Source organism: Oceanibaculum indicum P24 (assembly GCF_000299935.1).
In the GTDB taxonomy this organism is placed as follows: Bacteria; Pseudomonadota; Alphaproteobacteria; order Oceanibaculales; family Oceanibaculaceae; genus Oceanibaculum; species Oceanibaculum indicum.
In genome coordinates this window covers 1-24,372 of sequence record NZ_AMRL01000029.1, presented here as the reverse complement: position 1 = coordinate 24,372, position 24,372 = coordinate 1, and the positions used below count along the sequence as shown (strand labels likewise).

Below are 24,372 nucleotides of genomic sequence, written 5' to 3'. Positions count from 1 at the left end.
TACCCGTAATCGACGAGTTTGCTCCATGGACCTCACGACACAGATTCCGCCCGCCGACATCCGTCCCGGTATCCTGCGGCTGGACGATTCGCGCATCCGTGAGGTCGCGCATTACGGCATGAAGCTGGGCGGCGTGGTGCCGCTATGGTTCGGCGAGCCGGACGAGCCGACGCCCGCCTTTATCTGCGAGGCGGCAGCCGAGGCGCTGCGCCAGGGCCACACCTTCTACACGGAAAGCGCCGGCGTGCCGGAACTGCGCGCCGCACTGGCCGAGTATCTGACGCCGCTGTGCGGCCGCACCATTTCGCCCGAGCGCATCGTCATCACCGCCTCGGGCATGAATGCGATCCAGATCGTCATGCAGTCGCTGGTCGATGCCGGCACCAATGTCGTTACCACCAGCCCGCTCTGGCCGAATTGCAGCGAGACGGTGCGCATCATGGGCGGGGAGGTGCGCCCGGTACTGCTCTCCATGGGCAATGATGGCTGGCAACTCGATATCGAGCGGCTGATGGATGCCTGCAACGGGAATACCCGCGCGCTGTTCATCAACTCGCCGAACAACCCGACCGGCTGGGTGATGCCGCGCGACCAGCAGCAGGCGCTGCTCGATTTCGCGCGCGAGAAGGGCATCTGGATCATCGCCGACGAGGTCTATGACCGCATGGTTTTCGAGGGCAAGCGGGCACCCTCCTTCCTCGACATCGCGTCAGAGGACGATCCGGTGCTGGCGCTGAACAGCTTCTCCAAATCCTGGAGCATGACCGGCTGGCGCATGGGCTGGATCACCGCCCCGCTGGGCATGATCCCGACGCTGCTGAAGATGAATGAGTTCAACACCGCCTCGGCCTCCACCTTCGCGCAGCATGCCGGTGTGGTGGCGGTGAAGCAGGGAGAGCCGTTCATCGCCCGCTCGGTCGCGCGCTATAAGCAGGGCCGTGATCTCGTCTATGACCGGCTGTCGCAGCATCCGCGCGTGCGCATCGTGCAGCCGAAGGGCGCCTTCTACCATTTCTTCGCGGTGGACGGCATGACGGACAGCCTAGATTTCGCCAAGCGGCTGGTGGCGGAACATCGCGTCGGACTCGCGCCGGGCAGCGCCTTCGGGCCGGGTGGCGAAGGGCATCTGCGGCTCTGCTTCGCCAACAGCCCGGAGATCCTGAATCACTGCCTCGACCGCATCGAGACGATGCTGGGCTAGGGCGATAGGGGTCATTCGCAACCATTTCTTGCGTTTTAGCGTTGATTTTACGCAATATGCGGTGGCGCCGCGACGATTCGGAAAGCAATGCGTACCCTCTATCACCTCTGGTTATCCCCCTTCAGCCGCAAGGTTCGCCTGGTCCTGGCCGAAAAGGACCTCGCCTTCGAGATGAGTGTCGAGAAAATCTGGGAAAGACGCCCGGATTTCCTGGCGCTGAATCCGGCCGGCCAGGTGCCGGTGCTGATCGACGATGAAGGGCCGGACGGGCCGGTCACGCTGTGCGATTCCGGGGCGATCTGCGAGTATCTGGAAGAAGCCTATCCCAAGCGCGGGCTGATCCCCGGTATTCCCACCGACCGTGCCGAGGTGCGCCGGCTGGTCGCCTGGTTCGATTGCAAGTTCTATGAGGAAGTGACGCGCAATCTGGTCGGCGAGAAGATCCTGAAGCGCTTTCTGGGGCTGGGCGAGCCGTCGAGCGAGGCGATCCGCGCCGGCCTGACCAACATCCACTACCATCTGGACTATATCGGCTATCTGTGCGAGCGGCGGACCTGGCTGGCCGGCGATCATCTGAGCCTGGCCGATCTTGCCGCCGCGGCGCATCTCTCCTGCGTCGATTATCTCGGCAATGTCCCGTGGGAGGAGCATGCCGAGGCGAAGGAATGGTATGCCCGGGTGAAGTCCCGTCCGGCCTTCCGTCCGCTGCTGGCCGACCGTATCCCCGGCGTGTCACCGCCCAAGCACTACGCCGATCTGGATTTCTAGGGCCGGTTACTCGACCCTCACATCCATCGCTTCCAGGTTCAGCCGCGCGGCATCGCCCGCCGGCCCTTCCGAGGTCAGGTTCAGGACGGCCAGAAAATCCTTCCGGGCGGCATCCTTGTTGCCGGCGGCACGGGCGATCACACCGCGTTCCAGCAGCGCATCCGGGTGGTCCGGATCGAGGGCCAGCGCGCGTTCCACATCGTCGCGGGCAAGGTCCAGCTGGCCGAGATAGCGATAGGCCGAGGCGCGGATCAGCAGCGCATCCATCCGATGCGGCGCCAGGTCGATCGCCCGATTCAGGTCGTCGATCGCCTCGAAATACTGCTCCAGCGTCATGCGGGACAACGCCCGGTCGATCCGCAGATCGACATTGTCGGGGGTAATCTCCAGCGCCTTGTCGCGTGCGCTGGCCGCCTTGCGCTCATCGCCGGCCAGCACCCAGGCGAGGCCTGCCTGGGCCAGCAGGCCGGCGCGGGTCTCCGGGCGCGGTGAGAGAGACTCGTCGGCGGCGACGCGCTCCAGCCGTGTGGCGGCCTCGGCATAGTCGCCCAGTTGCAGCAAGGAGGCCGCGATACAGTGCTCGGCCGGGCTGCCGCCGCCCTTCTCGTACCAGGCGACGCCGCTGCGGTAGCCGTCGGCGGGCGCTTCCCGCGCCAGCCGCATGCAGGCCGCATATTGCGATTCATGGTCGATGGGGGGCGGGGCCTCGCTCTGGGCGAAGGCCGGCAGGGCAGCGATGGCCAGCGCACTGGCCAGCAGCAGGACAGGGCGCAGGGGAGATGAGGGCGTCAGGGACATGGCGAACAGATATGGGCCGGCGCGATCATCCGCAAGTCTGGAATAGCCACCCCTCATTTGCTGCAATGCGGCAATAATATTGTGCGATGCAGGAGGATCGCGTTGCGAAATTTCATTGCGGCGGCGTGGCTTCATTCGCAAAGCCTGATCGTCTATTCGCCTGCCAAACGCCGTGTTCGTTGCTTTTTTTACATGCCTGCCTGTGGGCGATTGTCGCAACCCTGCCGGCTCACTACCATCTAATACTAAAGGAAGAAAACCGATCCGGCGGATGGCCGGGCGATAAACAGCCGGACCCGATCGGGCCGGACGGGAGGATCATCCGGGTAAGGCAGGGCGCCAGGCGGCGCTCCACCGGCAATCGGATGCAGGGGACAGAACATGACGCTCGCTGCGGTTACCCTTGACGACAAATACACGCTCCAGCGCGGCCGGCTCTACCTGACCGGGACGCAGGCGCTGGTCCGCCTGCCGATGATCCAGCGCCAGCGCGATGTGGCGGCGGGTCTGAATACCGGCTGCTTCATCTCCGGCTATCGCGGCTCGCCGCTGGGCGCGCTCGACCAGCAGCTCTGGAAGGCGCGGAAGTTCCTGAAGAACAACCACATCCAGTTCCAGCCCGGTGTGAATGAGGAGATGGCGGCGACCGCCATCTGGGGCAGCCAGCAGCTGAACCTGTTCCCCGACGCGCTGTATGATGGCGTGTTCTCCATCTGGTACGGCAAGGGGCCGGGCGTGGACCGCACCGGCGACGTGTTCAAGCATGCCAACAATGCCGGCACCTCGCGCCATGGCGGCGTGCTGGCGCTGCTCGGCGACGACCATGTCTGCAAATCCTCCACCCTGCCGCACCAGTCGGAATTCGCCTGCGTCGATGCCATGATGCCGGTGCTGAATCCGGCCGGCATCCAGGAAATCCTGGATTACGGGCTGATCGGCTGGGCAATGTCGCGCTATGCCAGCGTGTGGGTCGGCATGAAGTGCGTGGCCGACACGATGGACAGTTCCGCCTCGGTCGAGGCCGATCCCGACCGGGTGAAGATCGTGCTGCCCGAAGGCTTCGAGATGCCGGAAGGCGGACTCAGCATCCGCTGGCCGGACGAGCCGATGGCGCAGGAATACCGGCTTCACACCCACAAGATGCCGGCGGTACTGGCCTTCGCGCGGGCGAACGGGCTGGACCGCGTGCTGATCGACAGTGCGTCGCCGCGCCTCGGCATTGCCACCACCGGCAAATCCTATCTCGATGTGCGCCAGGCGTTGGATGCGCTGGGCCTCGATGAGGCGCGGGCGTCGGCGCTGGGCATCCGGCTCTACAAGATCGGCATGCCTTGGCCGCTGGAGCCGGAAGGAGCGGCTGCCTTTGCCGCCGGCCTGCCGGAGGTGCTGGTGGTGGAGGAGAAGCGTGGCCTGATCGAGCCGCAGCTGAAGGATATTCTCTATGACATGCCGGCGGATCGCCGGCCGCGCATCCTGGGCAAGCAGGGCGAGGATGGCCGCACCCTGTTCCAGGCGCCGGGCGAGCTGTCGCCGAACCAGATCGCGCTGGCTATCGGCGAGCGGCTGCTGAAGCAGCATGACGATGCCGAGCTGCGCGGGCGGGTGATGCGGCTGCGGCAGGAGGAGGCCGGGCTGACCGTGCCGACCCACGGCTTCAAGCGCACCCCCTATTTCTGCTCCGGCTGTCCGCACAACACCTCCACCCGCGTGCCGGAGGGCAGCCGCGCCATGGCCGGCATCGGCTGCCATTACATGTCGCAATGGATGGACCGCTCGACCGAGACCTTCACCCAGATGGGCGGCGAAGGCGCACCCTGGATCGGCCAGGCGCCCTTCACAAAGACGAAGCACATCTTCGCCAATCTGGGCGATGGTACCTACAATCATTCCGGTTCGCTGGCGATCCGCGCTGCCGCCGCGTCGGGCGTGAACATCACCTACAAGATCCTGTTCAACGATGCCGTGGCAATGACCGGCGGCCAGCCCGCCGACAGCCATTTCACGGTCGATCAGATTGCCCGCCAGGTGCTGGCCGAAGGGGCGAAGGCGGTGCGCATCGTCACCGACGATCCCGACAAGTACCCGCTGAATGTCTTCCCGGCGGAGGCGACGATTTCGCATCGTGACGATCTGGATGCTGTGCAGCGCGATCTGCGCGAGATCGAGGGGCTGACCGTCCTGATCTACGACCAGACCTGTGCTGCGGAGAAGCGCCGCCGGCGCAAACGCAAGCTGATGGTCGATCCGCCCAAGCGCGTCTTCATCAATGAGGCGGTGTGCGAAGGCTGCGGCGATTGCGGCGTGAAGTCGAACTGCGTCTCCGTGCTGCCGGTCGAGACTGAGTATGGCCGTAAGCGCGCCATCGACCAGTCGGCCTGCAACAAGGATTATTCCTGCCTGAAGGGCTTCTGCCCCAGCTTCGTCACCGTGGTCGGCGGCAAGGTGCGCAAGCAGGCGGAGAAGGTGGAGCAGGCCGGCCCGCGCCCGGTCTTCGGCGATCTGCCGGAACCGATCCTGCCGGCGCTGGATCAGCCCTACAACATCATGATCGGCGGCATTGGCGGCACCGGCGTCGTCACCATCGGTGCCTTGCTTGGCATGGCCGCGCATCTGGAAGGCAAGGGCGTCAGCGTGCTCGACATGGCCGGCCTCGCCCAGAAGGGCGGGCAGGTGCTCAGCCATGTGCGCATCGGTGCCACGCCGGGCGACCTGCACGCCGCGCGCATTTCGCATGGCGGGGCCGATCTGCTGCTGGGCTGCGACATCGTGGTGTCGGCCAGCGCCGAGGGGCTGGCAACGCTGCATGCCGGGCGCAGTCATGCGGTGGTGAACACGCAGGAGACGATGACCGGCGACTTCACCCGTAACCCGAACCTCGCCTTCCCGACGGCGAAGCTGCGCGACGCCCTCCTGAAGGCCGTTGGCGGGCAGAAGGCGGATTTCGTCGATGCCTCAAGGCTGGCCACGGCGGCGCTGGGCGATTCCATCGCCAGCAACCTGTTCATGCTGGGCTTCGCCTGGCAGCGCGGGCTGGTGCCGGTAACAGCGGAGGCCATCGACAAGGCTATCGAAATGAACGGTGTGGCGGTGGCGTTCAATCGCGAGGCCTTCCTGTGGGGCCGCCGCGCCGCGCATGATTTGCCGTCGGTCGAGCGCGTGCTGGCCCCGGCCGAAACCGCTGTCGCGCCGGACCGCAAGATCGCCCAGACCCTGGACGAGATCGTGGCGAAGCGCGCCGCCTATCTGACGGACTATCAGGATGCGGCCTATGCCAGGCGCTACACCGATCTGGTGGCGCGCGTCCGGGCGGCGGAGCAGGCCATGACGCCGGGCCAGAGCGCGCTGGCCGAAGCGGTGGCGCGCTATTACCACAAGCTGCTGGCCATCAAGGACGAGTATGAGGTGGCCCGGCTCTACACCGATGGCGGGTTCCAGCGGCGTCTCAGTCAGCAGTTCGAGGGCGATTACAAGCTGGAATTCCATCTGGCGCCGCCGCTGTTCGCCGAACGCGATCCGCAGACCGGTCATCTGAAGAAGCGTGCCTATGGCCCGTGGATGATGGCGGCGTTCCGCACGCTGGCCGGGTTCAAGAGGCTTCGTGGCACGGCGTTCGACATCTTCGGCCGCACCGAGGAACGCCGCATGGAGCGCCGGCTTGTCGCCGAGTATGAGGCGCTGCTGGCCGAGCTTCTGGAGAAGCTGTCGCCGGACAATCACCATCTGGCGGTGGCGCTGGCCAGCCTGCCGGACAAGGTGCGCGGCTTCGGCCATGTGAAGGAGGCGAATGTCGCCAAGGCGAAGGCCGAGGAGGCGGAGTTGCTGGCCGCCTTCCGCAGGCCGCAGGCGCCGGCCCAGGCGGCAGAATAGGACGACCTATCGGCCGCCCCCTTGGCGGGGCGGCTGGTGCGCCCCATACTCCTCTTATGAAGCGTCTGCTTGCCGTCCTGATCATCCTGCTTGCCGCCGGCACGGCGCCGGCCCTGGCGACCGGTGCCAATTCGCGCAACGATGCCCGGCTCGATCCGCTGTTTGAGCAGCTGAAGCGGGCCAAGGACCCGGCGGTTGCGCAGATCCTGGAAGCGCAGATCTGGCATATCTGGACCTGGACCGAATCCGAGGACGCGAACATGCTGATGCGCCTCGGCCTTGGCGCCATGGAGCGCGAGGATTTCGAGGCGGCACTGCTGCATTTCGATGAGCTGGTGGAGATCGCGCCGGACTTTGCCGAGGGCTGGAACAAGCGCGCCACCGTCTATTACCGGCAGGGCAATTATGCCGCCTCCGTTGCCGACATCGAACGGGTGTTGGCCATCGAGCCAAAGCATTTCGGCGCGCTGTCCGGCCTCGGCATGATCTATCTGGAGCTGGAGGAGAAGCGCGGCGCGCTACGCGCCTTCGAGAAGGCCCGGGACATCCATCCCAACCTGCCGAATGTGGACAGCGTCATCCGCGATCTGCGCCGCGATGTAGAGGGGCGCGGGACGTGAGGCTTTCTATCTGAAGAAGGACAGCGCCGCCGCGACGATGGATTCCGGCGCATCCTCCTGCATCAGATGGCCGGCACTTGGGACTTCCCAATAGTCGCATTCCGGCAGCAGCCGGGAAAGCTGCCGGCCGCGCTCCACCGGTATCCACTCATCCTCCTGCCCCCATAGCAGCATGGTCGGACATCGCACCGCGCCATAGTGCGGCTCCACCTCGTCGGTGAAACGCATGTCCATCTGCGCGATCTGACGGTAGAAGGCCGGCTGGCCGGCCTCGCCAAGCCAGGGCGCAAGATAGGGCTCCAGCTCGGCGTCGGTCATCTCCCGGCTCACGGCGCCGCGGATATAGGCCCGCAGAATCGCGCGCTGCAGATAGTCGGGCACGCCGGCGAAGGCGGCCTCGTGATGGCGGACATGCTGCACGAAGGGCGAGCCCCAGGGGCGCAGCGCCACCGGATCGACCAACAGCAGCTTGCGATAGTCGCAGCCATCGAGCAGGTGCGCGCGCAGCGCCGTGGCGCCGCCGAAATCATGTGCCAGCATGAAGGGCGCGGTCAGGCCCCAATGTTGCAGCAGGGCTGCCAGCAGACCGTTCTGGACGCCGAGCGATACATCCTGGCCCTCACGCTTCTCCGACTGGCCATAGCCCAGTAAATCATAGAGGTGGATCGTATAGTCACGGGCCAGTTCGCGGGCGATGCGGCGCCAGACATAGGAGGAGAAGGGCGTGCCATGGACCATCACCAGCGGCGGGCCATCGCCGACGATATCGTAGGCGACCTGCTGCCCGCGGAAATCGAAGCGCCGCGTCAGCTTCCAGCTGTCATTTGTCATGTCCGCCCCTCTTTTACTGTCTTTCCGACTTGGGAGTCCGGGGCGGCGGATACAACCCGGCCTGGCCTTGACCCTGCTTCGCAGGCGGGTCATCGTTGCGAGCGATTATCGCTGAAGGAGGCTCCCGATGAAGACCATGCCCGTCACGCCCGACGATCTCGCCCGTTCCGTGCTGGCCGTGCCGCCGCTGGCGCGCAATGCCGACCTCAGCCTGAACAAGGCGGCGAACCAGGCGCTGGTCAAGCATCTGGAAGCCGGCGGCGTCTCCACGCTGATGTATGGCGGCAATGCGAATTTCTACAATATCGGCGTTGGCGAGTATCCGGCGATCCTCGACATGCTGGAGGAGATTGCCGGCAATCAGAGCTGGGTCATTCCCTCCATCGGGCCGGATTTCGGCCGCGCCGTTGATCAGGCGAAGATCCTGCGCGACCGCGCCTTCCCGACCGCGATGGTGCTGCCGCTGCAGTTCCCCTCGACGCCGGAGGGTGCCGAGGCGGGCATTCGCCGCATCGTGGAGACCTACGCCAAGCCGGTGATCGTCTATATCAAGAATGAGGGCTTTCTGGAGCCGGAGAATGTCGCCCGCCTGTTCGAGGATGGCATGGTGGCTGGCGTCAAATATGCCATCGTGCGCGACGATCCGCGCCGCGACGAGTATCTGGCGGAACTGGTGAAGCTGGTCAGCCCGAAGCATATCGTCAGCGGCATCGGCGAGCGGCCGGCGATCGATCATCTGCGCCATTTCGGGCTCGCCTGCTTCACCTCCGGGTCGGTCTGCATCGCACCTGCCGGGTCCATGGCGCTGCGGGCTGCGCTGAAGGCGAAGGATTACGAGCAGTCGGAAAGCATCCGTGACCATTTCCTGGAGCTGGAGGATTTGCGCGACGGGCTGTCGCCGATCCGCGTGCTGCACGAGGCGGTAACGCTGTCCGGCATTGGCGACATGGGCCCCATGCTTCCCACGCTCTCCAACATTCCCGAACAGCATCACGCGGCAATCCGCAAGGCTGCCAAGGACTTGCTGGAATACAATGCGCGCCTGCTGTCGAAGGCGGCCTGAGGGCCTGACTTTGGCCGCCTAGATTTGCCTTGAAGCAACGGCGGGACGTGCCATATACGGCCGCAATTCCCCCGTTGCCGAAAGGCCTGTTGTTATTTTGCGCGAAGATGCTGCGGCGCTGGACACACATTTATGGGATGTGCGTGTCCGGGCGCTTTACGACTATTGGCTGGCGCGATGCCGCGATGGCTGCCCGCCCCGTCGTTCTGACATAGACCCCATCGACCTGCCGCATCTGCTGCGCTGGCTGTGGCTGGTGGATATCGAGCGCAACAGGCCCGACTGGCCGCTGCGCTTCCGCGCCCGGTTGATGGGCACGGAGCATGTCACCACCATGGGCCACGACCCGACGGGAAAATGGATGGACGAGGCCTTTCCGACCTTCCTGACCAACCCGACCTACAGCGATTACGTGCAGGTGGCGCAAAACGCGACGCCCAGTTACCGTGCCGGCAGGCCGCTCTATCATCTGGACAAGGAGCATGTCCGGATGGAAAGGATCATGCTGCCGCTCGCCGGTGACGATAAGAGCATCGACATGATCCTGGCGATTACGGTTTATTTGCGCGGCATCAATACTCGCTAGGAGGAAAGCCATGACCGATTCTCTCGATCTCGCCGTTACCGGCGGCACCGTCGTCACACCGAACGGGCGGGAGCGGATCGATATTGGCATTCGCGGCGGGCGGATCGTGGCGCTCGGCAATCTCGGCAGCGCCAAGGCGGCGCAGGTCTTTGATGCGACGGGGCTGACCGTGCTGCCTGGCGTGATTGACACCCAGGTGCATTTCCGCGAGCCCGGCAACGAGCATAAGGAAGATCTGGAATCCGGTACGCGCGGCGCGGTGCTGGGCGGTGTGACGGCAATCTTCGAGATGCCGAACACCAAGCCCTCCACGACTGACGAGGATGCGCTGGCTGACAAGCTGAACCGTGCACGCGGCCGGGCCTGGTGCGACCATGCCTTCTTCATGGGCGCGGCGCCGGAGAATATCGGCAACCTGGCCAGCCTGGAGCGGCTGCCCGGCTGCTGCGGCGTGAAGGTGTTCATGGGTTCCTCCACCGGCTCGCTGCTGGTCGAGGATGATGCCACGCTGGAGGCGCTGCTGGCCGATGGCGTGCGGCGTGTCGCTGTGCATGCCGAGGATGAGATGCGGCTGCGCGAGCGCGCCCATGTCGCGAAGGAGGCCGGCCATCCGCGCGCCCATCCCGACTGGCGTGATGTGGAGACGGCGCTGAACGCGACGAAGCGGGTCTGCGCGCTGGCGCGCAAGACCGGCCGGCGGGTGCATGTGTTGCACATCACCACGGCGGAGGAGATGGAATTCCTCGCCACCCAGAAGGATTACGTGACGGTAGAGACCACGCCGCAGCATCTGACGCTGGAAGCGCCGGACTGCTATGACCGGCTGGGCACCTTCGCGCAGATGAACCCGCCGATCCGTGACGCCCGGCATCGTGCCGGGCTGTGGCGCGGCATTACGGCGGGTGTGGTCGATGTGCTGGGCTCCGACCATGCGCCGCACACGCGCGAGGAAAAGGCCAAGCCCTATCCCGACAGCCCGTCCGGCATGCCCGGCGTGCAGACCATGCTGCCGCTGATGCTGAACCATGTGAATGAAGGCAATCTGACCCTGGAGCGGCTGGTCGATCTGCTGTGTTCCGGCCCGCAGCGGCTATTCGGCATTGCCGGCAAGGGGCGCATTGCGCTCGGCTATGATGGCGACCTGACGCTGGTGGATTTGCAGGCGAAGAAGACCATCACCCACGCGATGATGGCCAACAAGTCTGGCTGGACGCCGTTCGATGGCATGGAAGTCACCGGCTGGCCGATGGCGACGATCATCCGCGGCAGCATCGTCATGCGCGATGGCGAGGTTCAGGACAAGCCGCTGGGCCAGCCCGTGCGCTTCACGGAGACGCTGAACGGCTGACGTCTGGACGAAAGACGGTTCTGCGCCACTTCCTTGCCAAACTGTTTTAACGGCAAGGAGGTGTGCGATGCGCCTTGTAGTCTCGTTTCTGTTGATCCTGCTGTTTGCCCTGCCCGGTACTGCCCGTGCCGAGATGCTGGAGGGCGAGGCACTGTGGAATGCGTTGCGCCAGGGCGGCCATGTCGTGCTGTTCCGCCACGCCATCGCGCCCGGCGGCGGCGACCCGGCAAATTTCCGGCTGGGCGACTGTTCCACCCAGCGCAATCTGAGCGAGGAAGGCCGCCAGCAGGCGCGCGCCATCGGCGACGCCTTCCGCCAGCGCGAGGTGCCCATCGCCCGCGTACTGGCCAGCCGCTGGTGCCGCTCGACGGAGACGGCGGAACTCGCTTTCGGCACTGTCGAACCCTTCCCGGCCATCGACAGCTTCTTCCAGGATCGGGCGCGTGGTCCCGGCCAGACCGAGGCGGCGCGCGTACGCATCCAGACCTTTGAGGGGCCGGGCAATATGATGATGGTCACGCATCAGGTGAACATCACGGCCCTGACCGACATCTTCCCGGCTTCGGGCGAAGGCGTGGTGCTGCGGCCGCTGCCGAACAACCCGAAGGGCTTTGCGATTGTCGGGCGGTTGCGCGCCTGGAACTGACTGCCGATATCAGGTGAACGCGAATAGACTTCCGGCCTCTGCCGCGCCTCTGCTAGGGTGCGCTGCAACAGGACCGTGAAGTCCGCAGCAAGAGGGAGTTATCACCATGAGCGCCTGTATCGTCGGCTGGTCGCATATGCCCTTCGGTAAGCATGAGGCGGAGGATGTCGAAAGCCTGATCGTGAAGGTTTCCGTCGCCGCGCTGGAAGATGCCGGCCTCGGTCCCGACGACATCGATGAAATCTATCTCGGCCATTTCAATGGCGGCTTCGTGCGCCAGGAATTCACCTCCTCGCTGGTGTTCCAGGCCGATGACCGGTTCCGCTTCAAGCCGGCGACGCGCGTCGAGAATGCCTGCGCCACCGGCTCCGCCGCCATCCATATGGGGCTGAATGCCATCGCCGCGAAGAAGGCGCGGCGGGTTCTGGTGGTCGGCGTCGAGAAGATGACAGAAGTTTCCGGCCAGCAGGTCGGCGATATCCTGATCCGTGCCGGGTATCTGAAGGAAGATGGCGACATCCAGGGCGGTTTCGCCGGGGTGTTCGGGCAGATCGCGCAGAAATACTTCCAGAAGCATGGCGACCAGACTGATGCCATGGCGCGCATCGCCGCGAAGAACCACAGGCATGGTGTCGGCAATCCCTATGCGCAGCTGCGCAAGGATCTGGGCTATGAGTTCTGCAAGGCGGTCTCCGACAAGAACCCGCTGGTCGCCGGCCCGCTGAAGCGTACCGACTGCTCGCTGGTGTCCGACGGGGCGGCGGCGCTGGTGCTGGCCGACACCGATACGGCCCTGTCGATGAACAAGGCCATTGTGTTCCGTGCCGCCGAGCAGGTGAATGATTTCCTGCCTATGTCAAAACGTGACATCACCCTGTTCGAGGGCTGCGAGACAGCCTGGAAGCGGGCCTTCGCCGCGTCCGGCGTGACGCTGGACGACCTGTCGCTGGTCGAGACCCATGACTGTTTCACCATTGCCGAGCTGCTGGAATATGAGGCGATGGGGCTGACGCCACGCGGCAAGGGCCATGTCGCCATCGAGGAAGGCTGGGTGGAGAAGGACGGCAAGCTGCCGGTCAACCCGTCCGGCGGGCTGAAGTCCAAGGGGCATCCCATTGGCGCCACCGGCGTGTCGATGCATGTGCTCTCCGCCATGCAGCTGACCGGAACGGCGGGCGATATGCAGGTGAAGAACCCGCGGCTGGCCGGCATCTTCAATATGGGCGGTGCGGCCGTCGCCAACTATGTCTCGATCCTGGAGCCGCTGCGCTAAGCAGCGTTCGCTGGCCTGATGTAACAGCAGCCCGGTCTTGTGCCGGGCTGTTTGTTTATGGCTATTCTTCTTCCGCCTCGTCCTGTGTTGCAGCGCGCTCCAGAACGGCGGCCACAAAGCCGTCCGTGCCGTGGCGCGCGGGGGTCAGCCGCAGGGCGGAATCAGCAACTGCTCCTTCCGGGGGCGCGTCTGTGCCGACTGTTTCCTGCCATATGTCAAAAATTGACATTTGCTTGAAATCGGGATGATCGGCCAGGAAGGCGGATATCCGATCCTCATTCTCGGCGGCCAGCAGGGAGCAGGTGGCATAGACCAGCCGACCACCCGGCTTCACCAGTCGCGCAGCGCTTTCCAGGATCGCGTATTGCAGGCTGGTCATCTCGGCCAGGTCGAGCCCGCCCCGGCCCCATTTGGCATCCGGATTGCGTCGCCATGTACCGGTGCCGGTGCAGGGGGCGTCGATCAGCACCCGGTCGAACTTGCCCTTGTGCCGCTTCACCCAGGGATCGCGTTCTCTGGTCAGCGGGCGGCGCTCGATATTGTGGGCCTGTGCGCGGCGTTGGCGCAGGGTCAGCCGTTCCAGCCTCTTGGCGTGGACGTCACAGGCGACGATGCGGCCCTTATTCTCCATCCGGGCCGCCATCGCCAGCGTCTTGCCACCGGCCCCGGCGCAGAAATCGACCACCTGCATGCCCGGCCGGGCGCCGACCAGCAGCGCCAGCAGCTGTGAGCCTTCGTCCTGGATTTCCACCAGCCCGGATTTCAGCGCCTCGGTGCCGCCCAGCGCCGGCCGTCCGCCTAGCCGCAAGCCGACGGGCGAATAGAGGGCAGGCTTGGAGAAGATACCATCGCGCTTCAGCGCCGCGATGGCGTCCTCCTGCGTGCCGACCAGCGCATTCACGCGCAGGTCGGTCGAGGCCTCGTCGTTTAGCGCCCGCATTTCCTCGGTGAAGCGCTCGCCCAGCGCGGCCCGCAGGCCGGCCTCGGCCCAACCGGGGCATTCCAGCAGCACCGCTTCCGGCATGTCGGGATGGTCGATGGACTTGCCTTCCAGCCGGTCGGCCAGCACGGTCTCGCCGCCCTCCAGCGGATAGGGATGGTAGTGGCGGCCATCGAAATGGCTGCGCAGCTCCGGTCCGGTCAGCTTCTCGATCAGCAGCAGATGCGCGATCAGCAGGTTGCGCGGCAGCGCCTTCGCCTTCGCGCGCTCCAGCCACCAGCCCAGCCGCGCACGCCGGCGGAAAATGCCATAGACCAGCGCCTGAATGGCCGTTCGGTCCTTGCTGCCGATGTAGCGGCGCTGCTTCAGGTAATTGCCGAGCACGGAATCGACGGGGGCTGGCACGTCACCGGCCGTGACCGCCTCGAGCACTTCGATGGCGGCGGTTATGCGGGCACCGGGGGTCATTTCTCTACCAGGTAAAGGCGGGGACGGTCGCCGTCGGGATAAGGCCGTAGGCGCCATACAGCGCGGTCAGGCGCGCCGGGTCGGGCCGCTCGCCCATGGTGATGTCCAGCCGGTCGCAATGAATGCCGCCGGCCACCAGCAGCGTGCCGGTGCCATGCGCGCGGCCGCCCTTCACATCGGTTTCCAGATTGTCGCCGACCGCCAGGATGCGGCTGCGGTCCTCAATGTTCATCAGGCGCAGGCAGGTCGCGTACACCGCCTCGTGCGGCTTGCCGTAATAATGCACGAAGCCGCCCATCTGCTCGTATCGCGCGCCGATTGAGCCGGCGCAGAGATGGCGCTCGCCCTCATGCAGCACTTCCAGGTCCGGGTTCGCGCACAGCATCGGCAGGCCGCGGTCCTGGCAGCGCGACAGCAGATCGTCATAGCGCTCGATCGGATCGGTGCCCTCCAGCGGGCCGGTGGCGATCACGAAGGAGGCTGCCGCCGGATCGGCGACGACCTCCACACCGCTGCCATCCAGCAGCCCAAGGAAACGGTCGCCGCCGGTATCGACGCAGGTCTTGCCAAGCGTGCGGTGAAAATCGTCGGTGCGGTCGCGCAGCGCGATGAAGGCTTCCTCACCCGAGGTGTGCACCTCGTCATAGAGATGCCGCCCGATACCCAGATTGGTCAGCCGGTCCACCACCACCTGCGCGCGGCGCGGCGCGTTGGACAGCACGACGATGCGCTTGTCGGCCTTCTTCAGTTGCGTGAGGCACTCGGCCACGCCCGGATAGGCGGCCCCGCCATCGTACAGCACGCCCCAGACATCGAGGATATAGCCGTCATAGTCGGCGGCGATCTCCGAAACGCCGGAGAGAAGCGGCGGCTGCCGGTCAGCAGGCTGCTGGAGGGAGACGGACATGATTCCCCGGTATCCTTGGTTATAGTACGGTCGGAAAATCAGCGCGGCCGGCGCCCTTCGACCATCGGGCCACCAAAGAGGTAGCCCTGCCCGAAATCCACCGGATGGTCAAGCAGGCGCAGCAAGATGTCCTCGTTTTCGACATGCTCGACGATCAGGTCCATCGCAACCCGGTCCAGCGCGCCTTTCAGCAGCCCGATATCCAGCAGCGGTGGTTCATGCTCTGCATAGGAGAGCAGAAGCGCTGCGTCGATCTTCAGGAACTTGAAGCCCAGCGCCGCGAATTCCTCGGGGTCGATGTCGAGGTCGGTGATGTGGTCGAGCGAGAAGCGGTAACCGGCCTCCGACAAGGCCAGCAGCTTGTCGCGGATCGGCGAGGGTTCCGCCGGGAAGCCTTCCTGGGCGAATTCGAACACGATGGACTGTGCCAGCGTGGCGTTGGCAGTCAGGAAATCGCTGAACTGCTCGAAGAAACCGGCATCCTCCAGCGAGCGGTTGGAGATATTGCAGAAGAACCGGCTTTCGGCCATCGGCCCGCGATGGCGGCGGACATGCTGCACCAGTCGGAACAGCGTCATATTGTCGATAGCGCCGATCAGCCCTTCCTCCTCGGCGATGCCGATATAATGGTCCGGGGTGATCAGCAGGCCGGTCTTGGTGCGGATGCGCGACAGGCATTCGTAATGGATCACCCGGCGCTGCGGCAGGGTGACGGTGGGCTGCATCATGATTTCGATGCGGTTGTTGCGCAGCCCCTCGCGGACGATCTCCAGGATTTCGCGCGGGTTCAGCATCGGGTCGTCGGTTTCCCGCGCCGCTGACAGGACACGCCGTCCCCCGGCCGATGGCGGCAGGATTTCGGCTTCCGCCAGCTCGGCTTCATCCTCGCCCGGCGCGCCGCCTTCGGCGCCGTCGCCCTTGCGTGTCCATAGTTCCTCGATCAGCGTTTGCAGCACGCGGACCTCAGCTACCACTTCCGTCAGATCGCGGGCCGGCGTTTCGTCGCCGCCGAGGCTGACGATCTCATCAAGCCGCTGGCCCAGCAGGTCGGTCGCGTTGCGCAGCTCGCGCTGGTCGCGGGCCAGATAGGCGATCTGCCGTGCCAGCCGGCGATGGCGCGCGGCAATCAGCAAGATGGCCTGCAGCCCGAGGCCCAGTACCAGGATGAGGGAGGCTGCCAGCAGCGATAGCGGCACGGGATCGATCGCCATCGGCACATGGACCGGCAGCAACAGCGCAGCGGCGCCGGCAGCGGCGGCGATGCAGAGCGCAATCAGCGTTTGCAGAACGATTGTCCGATCCCCCTTCGCCGTAGCTACCGGTCCCGGCCGGTCCCGACCGCTTCCGCGACGCTGGCAAAACCATCGGCACGCAGCCGCGCCGCCAGGTCGCGCTTGATCCGCCCCAGAAGCCCCGGCCCATGATAAACCAGCGCGGAATAAAGCTGTACCAGCGATGCACCGGCCCGGATCTTCGCATAGGCCTGCTCGCCACTGGCAATGCCGCCGACGCCGATCAGCGGCAGCTTGCCCTGGGTCAGGCCGGCGATCCGGCGCAGCACCTCGGTCGAAGGCTCGAACAGGGGGGCGCCGCTCAGGCCACCGGCTTCCGCTCGGTAGATCGACCGCAGGCTGTCCGGCCGGGCGATGGTGGTGTTGGAGACGATCAGCCCGTCCGCCGGGGCGCTCATCGCCACCTCGGCGACATCCTCGATCTGCGCCGCGTCGAGGTCCGGCGCGATCTTCAGCAGCAGCGGCGGCGGTGTCCTGCCGGCTGCGGCACAGGCGGCGTCGCGCGCGGCGCGTACCGCGCGGGCCAGCTCCAGGAAGGGTTCGCGCCGTTGCAAATCGCGCAGGCCCGGCGTGTTGGGGGATGAGACATTGACCACCAGATAATCCGCCAGCGGGGCGAAGGCAGTGGCCCCCGTCACATAATCCTCCACCGCGTCGGTGCTGTCCTTGTTCTTGCCGATATTGATGCCAAGGATGCCGGCGCGCGGGCCGCGCAGGCGCGGCAGCACGGCCTCGATCCCGTCATTGTTGAAGCCCATGCGGTTGACCACCGCATTGTCTTCCGTCAGGCGGAACAGGCGCGGCTTCGGGTTGCCGGGCTGCGGGCGCGGGGTGACGGTGCCGATCTCCGTCAGGCCGAAGCCCAGCCCGAGGATCGCGTGGTAGGCTTGGGCGTCCTTGTCGAAGCCGGCGGCAAGGCCTACCGGGTTCGGAAAATCGAGCCCCCACAGACGGGTCGCCAGGATCGGGTCGTCAGCCTCCCGGCTGCGCGGGGCCAGCCCCTTGGCCAGCAGGCAGATCGTCGTGTTGTGCGCGGTTTCGGGCGGCAGGAGCCGCAGCAGCGGCATGGCCAGGGAGGCGGCGTCCATTCGTCAGCTTTCTTCGGTGGGGCTGTGGTCGAGCGGCGGGAAGATGTGCAGCCCGTCCGGCCCCAGCGGCAGGGGTGAGGCGCTGTCCACCAACGCCAGCGGCAGGGAACCATAGAGATGCGGGAAAAGCTGGCCGCCGCGTGCCGGCTCCCATTTCAGCGCATCTCCCAGACGCGCGGCCTCGACGGCGACAAGCATCAGATCCGTTTCGCCACGCCGGTGCTTGGCGGCGCTGCCCGGGAGCTGTTCGGCGGTCGAGAAATGCAGGAAACCATCGGCCTTGTCGTTGGCCGATCCATCATACTGTCCGCTCGCTTCGGCACTGCGCCAATCGGCCGCACGCGCCATGGTGTAAATCATTTTCGTCCGCATGCGCAGGACAGTAGGTCAAACCGGCAGTGGCCGGCAAGCGGCGGTGTCATGCGGTGCGAAGCCATGCAGGAGCGCCGAGGCTGATGCGCAACCCATTCCGGTCCGGCATGTCTTGGCCTTGCCGATAAAGCCGGGCTATGCTGTTCGCACAGAAACGATCAGAAGGATGCCGGGCTTACCCCGCCGCGATGCGGGCAACCGGCATTTCGCTTGCCCACCAGGAGTTAAGAAGATGCAGGCTTACAGCTATGTGGATGGCAAATGGCATGACGGCAATCCGCCGGTGCTGGGGCCGCTCAGTCACGCCACCTGGCTGTCCGGCATCATCTTCGATGGCGCGCGCGCCTTCGAGGGCACCACGCCCGACCTCGACCTGCATTGCGAGCGCTCGATCCGTTCCGCCAAGGCGCTGGGCCTGCGCGCGCCGCTGACGGCGGGCGAGGTGCATGAGCTGTGCCTGGAAGGTGTGCGGAAATTCCCCAGCGGTACGCAGCTCTACATTCGTCCGATGTTCTTCGCCGAAAGTGGCTGGATCGACCCCGATCCCGAGACGACACGCTTCATGCTGTCGGTCTATGAATCGCCGATGCCGGACCCTACAGGCAATTTCCGCGCGATGATCTCGCCCTATCGCCGCCCGACGCCGGAGACGGCGCCGACCGATGCCAAGGCGTCCTGCCTCTATCCGAACAGCGGTCGGGCGATGCGGCTGGCGCGCGAGAGCGGCTTTGAGAATGCAGTGATCCTGGACCAGATCGGCAATGTCGCGGAATTCGCCACCTCCAACCTGTTCATGGTGAAGGACGGCACGGTGATGACGCCAGCGCCGAATGGCTGCTTTCTGAACGGCATCACCCGCCAGCGTGTCATCAAGCTGCTGCGCGACGCGGGCACCAGCGTGGTCGAATGCCAGGTGACGGTGAACGACCTGATGAATGCCGACGAGATTTTCTCTACCGGCAATTACGCCAAGGTGCAGCCCTGCACCGGCGTGGGCGACCGCAGCCTGCAGCCGGGGCCGGTTTATACGCTCGCCCGCAAGCTGTACTGGGAATTCGCCCATAAAGGGTGAGGCTGCCAGTGCCGTAAGGGGACTTTCTGGCCCCTATCAATCAGCATTTTTTAAGTGTCACCCCCGCACTTGTTGCGGGGGTCCATTTTTCAGCTTGTACCTTGCTTTGGTCGAGCGGGCTGATGTCTGGATTCCCGGCACAAGGCCGGGAATGACATGCGAGAACTAGAGTTGCTGCCCCCTCAGCCCGGCAGGACGGTGATCGCCGCTGCTGCCGGGGAATGCGGGTGGGCGCCGCCGTAATTCACGCCGCCTTCGCGCAGCACCACCTGCGACGTGGCATAGCTGGTCGGTAAGATGGTCGGCTCGGTCAGCGTCACCGGCGCCACCTTCTCCAGCGCGTCCAGCACCGCGGCGTCAAGGTCCGGATGGGCCTCGATGCGGTCCGGGCCGTCGACATTGATGCGCGGTGCGTGCATTGCGGTCTCAAGGTCCATGCCGCGCTCCGCCAGGAACAGGCTGAGCTGGAACACCGCCGGGAAGATGCGCCGGCCGCCCGAGGCGCCGATCGCGAACCAGCCCTCGCCATCCTTCGTCACCATGGCCGGCGACATGTTGCAGAGCGGGCGCTTGCCGGCAGCGATGGAATTCGCCCGTCCGGGGCGCGGGTCAAACCAGTTGATGCCGTTGTTCATCATCACGCCGGTCTTCGGCAGCACGACCTTGGAGCCGAAGACGGAGAGCAGCGTGTTGGTGAGGCTGACCATGTTGCCCTCGGCATCGACCACGGAGAAATGCGTCGTGCAGCCCTGGCCTGCCATGTCGCCATCATGGCCCATCGATTCCATGCGGCGCTGGTAGGCGGCGGTCAGTGCCTTGGCGTAGGCCGCGAAACAATCGGCATCGCTGGCATTCCTGCCGAGGTCGGCGGGCAGCCGCGCCAGCGTGTCGGCGAAGGTCGGCCCGGCATTCAGCCCCGGCAGCAGGTGGATGGTGCCCTGACCGCGCTTGTGCTGCGTCGGCGTTGCGAAATGCGCCTTGTAGGCGGCAAGATCATCGCGGTCCAGAAAGCCGCCCATCTCCTTCATGTCGGCGGCGATGGCGCGGGCGATCTCGCCCTCGTAGAAATCGCGCCGCCCGGCCTCGGCAAGGCGCGTCATGGTGTCGGCGAGATGCCCCATATCGAGGCGAGGGGCTGCGCCCTCGCCCTGTGCCGGCGGCAGGCCGTTCGGCATATAGACGGCAGACGTTGTCGGGAATTCGCGGATCGTCACCGCCTCGCCGGCAACGCGCAACGTCGTCCACCAATCGACCGGGTGGCCGGCCTTTGCCGCCGCGATGGCGGGCTGCAGCAGATCTGCCCAGGGCTTCGAGCCGAAGCGTTCATGCGCGAGGCCGAGGCCATCCACCGCCCCCGGCACGGCGATGGAAAGCGGGCCTTTCAGGTTCCGCCCCTCCTTCACGGCGGGCCAGTTGAAGAAGTCCGAATCTGTGCCGCCCGAGGCCAGCGGGTAGGCGGCGGTATCGAGCTTCTTCGGCGAGATGGCGGCGAAGTCGATGGCGTGGACCTTCTTCTCCTTCGCGCTGTAGATCAGCATGTAGCCGATGCCGCCCAGCCCGCTCATCCAGGGCTCGAACACCGACAGGGCGAAGGCGGTGGTCACCGCCGCATCGACGGCATTGCCGCCATCGGCCAGCACCTCGGCCCCCAGCCGTGCCGCCCGCGCACTTTGCGCGGCGACGATGCCGCCCTTCGAGCGGATGACGGGCTTGGTGATCTGCCAGTTTTCGATACGCGGCTGCATGGAATTTCCTTAGGCGAGGTGGCGGAGATACTGGGCCATGAAGTCGAAATCGACCGACTTCGCATAGCCTTCGATGAGCTTTTTGGTGACCGGGCCGGGCACTTTACCTGCCCTTGGGCCGTCGCCGATTGTGCGGCCATTGATGCTGCGCACCGGGCAGATGCACAGGGAGGTGGAGGTCAGGAACATCTCGTCGGCGGTATAGGCGTCGTACAGGTCGATATCCGCTTCCGCGAAGGGGATGCCGAGCGCTTCCGCCGCCTCTATGGTGTGGCCCCGGCTGATGCCCGGCAGCACGAAACGGCTGCGCGGTGTGAGCAGCCTTCCCTCGGTCACAACGAAGACGTTGCTGCCCAGCCCCTCGCAGAGATTTCCGTCCTGGTCCAGCAGCACGGCCCAGGCCTCGGCGTCCTGGGCGCGGGCCTCCAGATCGGCGAGGATCAGGTTGATGTAGTTGTGCGTCTTGGCGCGCGGGCTCATCGCGTCCGGCGGGGTGCGGCGGACCGAGGGCACGATGACGTCAATGCCGTCGCGGTACAGTGGCGCGCGGTTCTTCAGCGGCAGCGGCAGGCATTCGACGATGACGGTCGGGCCGCTGTTCTGGGTGCCGGAGAAGCTTTCCCCAACGCCGCGCGAGATGCGCTGGCCGACCCAGTAATCCTCGTCCTTGCCGATCAGGTGCAGGTTGCGTTCCAGCACCTCCTCGGAAATCCGCATCATCTCGGCAGATGACATCTGCGGATCGATCTTCAGATAGGCGAGCGATTTGTAAAGCCGGTCCACATGCTCCTTCAGCTTGAAGATGCGGTGGCCGAAGGTGCGCGTCATGTCGAATACGGCGTCGCCATATTTGAAGCCCCGGTCGCGGAACGGGATCAGCACCTGGCTTTCCGGGACGATCTGGCCGTTGAAATAGGCGACGCGCTCATTGGCGAGAGAACTCATGCTGGACCTCCCCATTCTTGTCTTTGCCGGGCCGCCGCGCCGGATGGCTGACGGCGATCTCCTGAAAATGTTAGGAATATTGAAGAGGAAGCGGCGGGGCCGCGCAATGCAAAGTCGGAGAATGTCGCCATGACAATCGGTATGGCCGCCATGCGCCTGCTCAGCATCGTGCTGATCAGTGCCGGTCTGGGCCTCGCGCAGCCGACCGAGGCGCAGGGGCAGAAGAAGAATGGCGACCAGCAGGATGCAGGCGCCAATGCGCAATGCGCCCGCCTGCCGGGGGGCAATGCACCGGTGGACCGGATCGCGCGGCTGTCCGGCCAGCTGTCCGTGAACAGCCTGATCTTCACCTATTACGGCAAGCCGCTGGCCGAGCTGACATCGTCCGATTTCGACGAGATCGAGGCGCTGACCGCGACCTGCCGCGGCTCGGCTGGTGATGCGATGAAGGAAATCCGCGCCTTCCGGTCGAAGGTGGAGGAGGCGAACGCCGCCCGCGGCAAGACCCTGGACTGGATTGAAAAGAGCCAGGTCGAGATCGGCCGCATGAAGGGCGGGCCAACCGATCTGGAGCGGCTGCAGGAATTGTGGGTGGAGATGCTGGCACGCAGCGAGGAGATGCTGCCGACCGACCGTGCGCCGCTGGCCCGCGCCATCGTGCTGAAGCAGGAGGCTATATACAAATCGACCGATCTGCCGCGGCAATCGCCGGTCTGGCCGCCCGAGCCTGTGACCGGGCAGGCGCCGCGCTAACCGGCTTGCGAAGCGGCGGCATTAAAGTGAATATCAACATAACCGCGTGACTGACGCTGAAGATGGAGCACCATCGGGGAGCGCGGGGATAAAGGCCGCGCGTCTGGGCATGTCTCTACAGCCAACGGAGAGTCCCATGCCCGATACCGCCAGCCTGCTCGCCTTCGCCCTGATCGCGCTTGGCATGGTCCTGACGCCCGGACCGAACATGATCTATCTGATCTCGCGCTCGATCTGCCAGGGGCGGGTTGCCGGGCTGATCTCACTGGGTGGCGTCGCCCTCGGCTTCGTCTTCTACATGTTGTGCGCCGCCTTCGGCATCACCGCCATCGTGCTGGCCGTGCCCTATGCCTATGACGCGCTGCGCTTCGCCGGCGCGCTCTATCTGCTCTGGCTGGCCTGGCAGGCGGTGCGGCCGGGCGGCCGGTCGCCCTTCCAGGTGAAGGACCTGCCGAAGGACAGCCCGCGCAAGCTGTTCGCCATGGGGTTTCTCACCAATTTGCTGAATCCGAAGATCGCGGTGATGTATCTCTCCCTGCTGCCGCAATTCATCGACCCGGCGCAGGGCAGCGTGTTGACCCAGTCGCTGGCGCTGGGCGCCACGCAGATCGTCATCAGCGTGGCCGTGAACAGCGTGATCGCGATTGCCGCAGGGTCTATCGCGGCCTTCCTGATCGCCCGGCCCGGCTGGATGGTGGCGCAACGCTGGCTGATGGGAAGCGTGCTGGCGGCGATGGCGGTGCGGATGGCGACCGAGGCCCGGCGCTGACCGGGCCCTTTACCGTCACGCAGCCTTGATTGGACGTGAGGGCGGTTTCCGGCCACGCTGCCACCTATCGGGGGATGATGAGGGAGGGGATATGCGCCGGTTCATTCTGCTGGCCGTCACGCATGGCGGCGCGCTGGCTGTTGGCTTCGCGCTCGGGATTTACATGCTGCCGATCCTCACCGCGCCGAAATCGCCCGATGCCGGTGTGCTCAGCGAACAGGCGCAGGGCGCCAGTTTCACGGCGGACTTCACGCGCGATCTGCGCGGCAGTGACTTCCTGCACTGGGGCGAAGGCAAGGTGAGCCTCACGCCGACCCGCATCGTGCATGAGGGAAAGCTGGCGCCAGGGCCGGATTACAAGCTCTATCTGCTCGACCGCTTCGTCGAGCATGAGGAGGAGTTCCTGCCGATCAAGGCCAGTGCCCGGCTGATCGGCGATGTGAAGAGCTTCAGCGGTTTCGTGCTGGACCTGCCGCCGGGTGTCGATCCCGCCGCCTATACCACCGTGCTGATCTGGTGCGAATCCTTCTCCGAATTCATCACGGCGGCCCGCTACAGGTGAAGGCCCTAGTGTACTCCTTGGGGCATGCGCCTTGGCGTGAAGGCGATTTGACCATGCCACTCAAGAGCTTTTCCGGCTCGGAATAAAGTTAATTTGAAAAGAAAGTACCACTTTAAGGGCGCTGTTCTAAAGGCGGATGATGGTTTATCCCCTGTGTATATGATTGTATCTGTAAAAATTTTTAGAAATACCATGAGGTTCAAAAAAGTATCTCTTATATTGTTTGATATTATTTTCAGTAAAAAATGCAGATTTTTTATAGTTAAGCGAGGCTTCTCTGGTTGTGATCTGTCGATCAAAAATGATATTATTTCTTAGAAAGTGATTCTTGGGTTTTGATTCTGTTCAAATCTGTCCAAATCTGCGTTTTGGGATGAGCGGTTCAGTCTGCCGCGGCGATCTTGGGGGTCGGCGGTGACTGTTGGGCTACTGCCGCGCTGCTTTGGGCTCTACAAAAG

22 protein-coding genes and 1 riboswitch are annotated in these 24,372 nt (G+C 65.0%); of the genes, 13 read left to right on the top strand and 9 right to left on the bottom strand.

What is annotated here, in order from left to right:
- Window positions 1-25 precede the first annotated feature (25 nt).
- Both P24_RS16405 and fzlA read left to right on the top strand, forming a co-directional pair.
- On the top strand, window positions 26-1,201 hold the full coding sequence (locus tag P24_RS16405) for a pyridoxal phosphate-dependent aminotransferase (RefSeq protein ID WP_008945865.1): 1,176 nt from the start codon (window positions 26-28) through the stop codon (window positions 1,199-1,201).
- 87 nt (window positions 1,202-1,288) lie between these two features.
- Entirely contained in the window at window positions 1,289-1,969 is a 681-nt protein-coding gene (gene fzlA, locus P24_RS16400; protein ID WP_008945864.1) for an FtsZ-binding protein FzlA, read from the top strand.
- Window positions 1,970-1,975: 6 nt separating this feature from the next.
- On the opposite strand, the gene P24_RS16395 is transcribed toward fzlA, so the two are convergent.
- On the bottom strand, window positions 1,976-2,767 hold the full coding sequence (locus P24_RS16395; RefSeq protein WP_040708148.1) for a tetratricopeptide repeat protein: 792 nt from the start codon (window positions 2,765-2,767) through the stop codon (window positions 1,976-1,978).
- Window positions 2,768-3,148: 381 nt separating this feature from the next.
- On the opposite strand from P24_RS16395, the gene P24_RS16390 reads away from it, so the two are divergent.
- Window positions 3,149-6,634, top strand: coding sequence for an indolepyruvate ferredoxin oxidoreductase family protein (locus tag P24_RS16390; RefSeq protein ID WP_008945862.1), 3,486 nt, complete (start codon window positions 3,149-3,151; stop codon window positions 6,632-6,634).
- A 56-nt stretch (window positions 6,635-6,690) separates the two neighbouring features.
- Entirely contained in the window at window positions 6,691-7,254 is a 564-nt protein-coding gene (locus P24_RS16385) for a tetratricopeptide repeat protein (protein WP_008945861.1), read from the top strand.
- A 6-nt stretch (window positions 7,255-7,260) separates the two neighbouring features.
- Here P24_RS16385 and P24_RS16380 read toward each other — a convergent pair whose 3' ends face one another.
- A complete protein-coding gene (locus tag P24_RS16380; RefSeq protein ID WP_008945860.1) occupies window positions 7,261-8,085 on the bottom strand; it encodes an alpha/beta fold hydrolase in 825 nt (274 codons plus the stop codon).
- A 127-nt stretch (window positions 8,086-8,212) separates the two neighbouring features.
- On the opposite strand from P24_RS16380, the gene P24_RS16375 reads away from it, so the two are divergent.
- The 5 genes from P24_RS16375 (at window position 8,213) to P24_RS16355 (ending at window position 13,001) form a co-directional block, all read left to right on the top strand.
- A complete protein-coding gene (locus tag P24_RS16375; RefSeq protein WP_008945859.1) occupies window positions 8,213-9,148 on the top strand; it encodes a dihydrodipicolinate synthase family protein in 936 nt (311 codons plus the stop codon).
- 97 nt (window positions 9,149-9,245) lie between these two features.
- Window positions 9,246-9,734: a PAS domain-containing protein gene (locus P24_RS16370; protein WP_008945858.1), complete on the top strand. Its 489-nt coding sequence runs from the start codon at window positions 9,246-9,248 to the stop codon at window positions 9,732-9,734.
- A 10-nt stretch (window positions 9,735-9,744) separates the two neighbouring features.
- Window positions 9,745-11,082: a dihydroorotase gene (locus P24_RS16365; RefSeq protein WP_008945857.1), complete on the top strand. Its 1,338-nt coding sequence runs from the start codon at window positions 9,745-9,747 to the stop codon at window positions 11,080-11,082.
- A gap of 67 nt (window positions 11,083-11,149) precedes the next feature.
- The gene (locus P24_RS16360) at window positions 11,150-11,728 is read left to right on the top strand and encodes a histidine phosphatase family protein (RefSeq protein WP_008945856.1); all 579 of its coding nucleotides are present in this window, start codon (window positions 11,150-11,152) and stop codon (window positions 11,726-11,728) included.
- Between the two features lie 106 nt (window positions 11,729-11,834).
- Window positions 11,835-13,001 carry an acetyl-CoA acetyltransferase gene (locus P24_RS16355; protein WP_008945855.1) on the top strand — a complete coding sequence of 389 codons (1,167 nt, stop codon included), beginning with the start codon at window positions 11,835-11,837 and terminating at the stop codon, window positions 12,999-13,001.
- A 61-nt stretch (window positions 13,002-13,062) separates the two neighbouring features.
- Here P24_RS16355 and P24_RS16350 read toward each other — a convergent pair whose 3' ends face one another.
- The 5 genes from P24_RS16350 to P24_RS16330 all read right to left on the bottom strand — a co-directional run bounded on the left by P24_RS16350 (window position 13,063) and on the right by P24_RS16330 (window position 18,044).
- Window positions 13,063-14,409 carry an RsmB/NOP family class I SAM-dependent RNA methyltransferase gene (locus tag P24_RS16350; protein ID WP_008945854.1) on the bottom strand — a complete coding sequence of 449 codons (1,347 nt, stop codon included), beginning with the start codon at window positions 14,407-14,409 and terminating at the stop codon, window positions 13,063-13,065.
- 4 nt (window positions 14,410-14,413) lie between these two features.
- Window positions 14,414-15,316, bottom strand: coding sequence for a TIGR01459 family HAD-type hydrolase (locus tag P24_RS16345; protein ID WP_008945853.1), 903 nt, complete (start codon window positions 15,314-15,316; stop codon window positions 14,414-14,416).
- A gap of 38 nt (window positions 15,317-15,354) precedes the next feature.
- Window positions 15,355-16,527 (bottom strand): EAL domain-containing protein, encoded by a 1,173-nt coding sequence (locus tag P24_RS19450; protein ID WP_147431057.1) that lies wholly within the window; start codon window positions 16,525-16,527, stop codon window positions 15,355-15,357.
- Between the two features lie 104 nt (window positions 16,528-16,631).
- Window positions 16,632-17,696 (bottom strand): quinone-dependent dihydroorotate dehydrogenase, encoded by a 1,065-nt coding sequence (locus P24_RS16335; RefSeq protein ID WP_008945851.1) that lies wholly within the window; start codon window positions 17,694-17,696, stop codon window positions 16,632-16,634.
- Between the two features lie 3 nt (window positions 17,697-17,699).
- A complete protein-coding gene (locus P24_RS16330) occupies window positions 17,700-18,044 on the bottom strand; it encodes a DUF952 domain-containing protein (RefSeq protein ID WP_237740208.1) in 345 nt (114 codons plus the stop codon).
- A 256-nt stretch (window positions 18,045-18,300) separates the two neighbouring features.
- On the opposite strand from P24_RS16330, the gene P24_RS16325 reads away from it, so the two are divergent.
- Entirely contained in the window at window positions 18,301-19,140 is an 840-nt protein-coding gene (locus P24_RS16325; RefSeq protein WP_008945849.1) for a branched-chain amino acid aminotransferase, read from the top strand.
- A gap of 182 nt (window positions 19,141-19,322) precedes the next feature.
- On the opposite strand, the gene P24_RS16320 is transcribed toward P24_RS16325, so the two are convergent.
- Together P24_RS16320 and P24_RS16315 are read right to left on the bottom strand one after the other, a co-directional pair.
- On the bottom strand, window positions 19,323-20,885 hold the full coding sequence (locus P24_RS16320; protein WP_008945848.1) for a gamma-glutamyltransferase family protein: 1,563 nt from the start codon (window positions 20,883-20,885) through the stop codon (window positions 19,323-19,325).
- A gap of 9 nt (window positions 20,886-20,894) precedes the next feature.
- Entirely contained in the window at window positions 20,895-21,830 is a 936-nt protein-coding gene (locus P24_RS16315) for an aminotransferase class IV (RefSeq protein ID WP_008945847.1), read from the bottom strand.
- A 129-nt stretch (window positions 21,831-21,959) separates the two neighbouring features.
- Between P24_RS16315 and P24_RS16310 the strand changes: the two genes are divergently transcribed.
- From P24_RS16310 to P24_RS16300, 3 genes are all read left to right on the top strand, one after another.
- Entirely contained in the window at window positions 21,960-22,583 is a 624-nt protein-coding gene (locus tag P24_RS16310; protein WP_008945846.1) for a hypothetical protein, read from the top strand.
- Window positions 22,584-22,619: 36 nt separating this feature from the next.
- A riboswitch (ZMP/ZTP riboswitch) is annotated at window positions 22,620-22,699 on the top strand.
- 20 nt (window positions 22,700-22,719) lie between these two features.
- The gene (locus P24_RS16305) at window positions 22,720-23,352 is read left to right on the top strand and encodes a LysE family translocator (RefSeq protein WP_008945845.1); all 633 of its coding nucleotides are present in this window, start codon (window positions 22,720-22,722) and stop codon (window positions 23,350-23,352) included.
- 91 nt (window positions 23,353-23,443) lie between these two features.
- Window positions 23,444-23,914 carry a DM13 domain-containing protein gene (locus P24_RS16300; protein WP_008945844.1) on the top strand — a complete coding sequence of 157 codons (471 nt, stop codon included), beginning with the start codon at window positions 23,444-23,446 and terminating at the stop codon, window positions 23,912-23,914.
- The last annotated feature ends 458 nt before the right edge of the window (window positions 23,915-24,372 follow it).